This window comes from Acidovorax cavernicola, assembly GCF_003581445.1.
This window is the reverse complement of the sequence record NZ_QXMN01000226.1, coordinates 1-1313: the sequence shown is the minus strand read 5'-3', so window position 1 is coordinate 1313 and position 1313 is coordinate 1. Positions and strand designations below refer to the sequence as shown.

Here is a 1313-nt window from a genome sequence, read left to right as displayed (position 1 = left end):
GATCAGGCGAAGCTTGGGGCGTATTCATGGCGGAAAGTCTCTCAGGCGTGTTGTTGTTCGAAAGCGTGCAGGTAGTCGACCAGCGCCTGGACGCCGGCCAGCGGCATGGCGTTGTAGATGCTGGCGCGCATGCCGCCCACCGACTTGTGGCCCTTGAGCTGCAGCAGGCCGCGCTCCTTGGCGCCGGCCAGGAAGGCGTCGTTGAGCGCTTCGTTGCGCAGGAAGAACGGAATGTTCATGCGTGAACGACAATTGGGCGCGACCTTGTTGAGGTACAGCTGCGACTGGTCGATGCTGCGGTACAGCAGCTCGGCCTTGGCGATGTTGCGCTGCTCCATCGCGGCGATGCCCGTGAGTCCGCCTTCGCGCTGGCGCTTGAGCCACTGGAAGGTCAGGCCGGCCATGTAGATGCCCCAGGTCGGCGGCGTGTTGTACATCGACTGGTTGTCGGCCACGGTCTTGTAGTTGAACGCGCTGGGGCAGGCGGGCAGCGCATGGCCCAGCAGGTCTTCGCGCACGATGACGATGGTCAGGCCGGCCGGGCCGATGTTCTTCTGCGCACCGCCGAAGGCCAGGCCCACGCGGCTCCAGTCGACCGGACGCGACGCGACATGCGACGAGAAGTCGATCACCAGCGGCGCGTCGCTGCCCAGCGCCTTCAGGTCGGGCAGCTCATGGAACTCGACGCCGTGGATGGTTTCGTTGGTGCACAGATGCACATAGCTCGCGCCGCGGCTCAGGTCCCAGCTCGCCGCGGGCGGGATGGCGGTGAAGTTGCTGTCTTCCGCGCTCGCTGACACATGCGCCTGCGCGGCGTACTTGCCGGCTTCCTTGAACGACTTCTGGCTCCAGCTGCCCGTGAGCACGAAATCCACGGTGGCGGCGTGCGACAGGTTCAGCGGCACGATGGCGTTTTCCGCCAGGCCGCCGCCCTGCATGAACAGGATCTTGAAGTTCGCGGGCACGGCCAGCAGCTCGCGCAGGTCGGCTTCGGCCTGTTCGTAGATCGAGATGAATTCCTTGCCGCGGTGGCTCATTTCCATCACGCCCATGCCGCTGCCGTGCCAGTCCAGCATTTCGGCCGCAGCCTGTTCCAGAACCTCGGCAGGGATGGCCGCAGGGCCGGCGGAGAAGTTGTAGGGGCGATTCATGGTGTCTACCGGAATGAGAAAGGGCAGGGCGGCGCGCGGCCGTGCGTTGGGGGGAACTGTAAACGGGCACGCCGGCATTGCCGGCGTGCTTGGAGTGGCAGGAATTACGCCTGGGGCGCTGCGTCGCTGCCGTCGGTCGCGGAGAGCTCGCCGGCTTCGGCG

1 protein-coding gene is annotated in these 1313 nt (G+C 65.9%); it reads right to left on the bottom strand.

Going from position 1 to position 1313, the window contains the following annotated elements; translation table 11 throughout:
* Positions 1-41: 41 nt before the first annotated feature.
* Entirely contained in the window at positions 42-1151 is a 1110-nt protein-coding gene (serC, locus tag D3H34_RS32745) for a 3-phosphoserine/phosphohydroxythreonine transaminase (RefSeq protein ID WP_119558874.1), read from the bottom strand.
* Between the last annotated feature and the right edge of the window lie 162 nt (positions 1152-1313).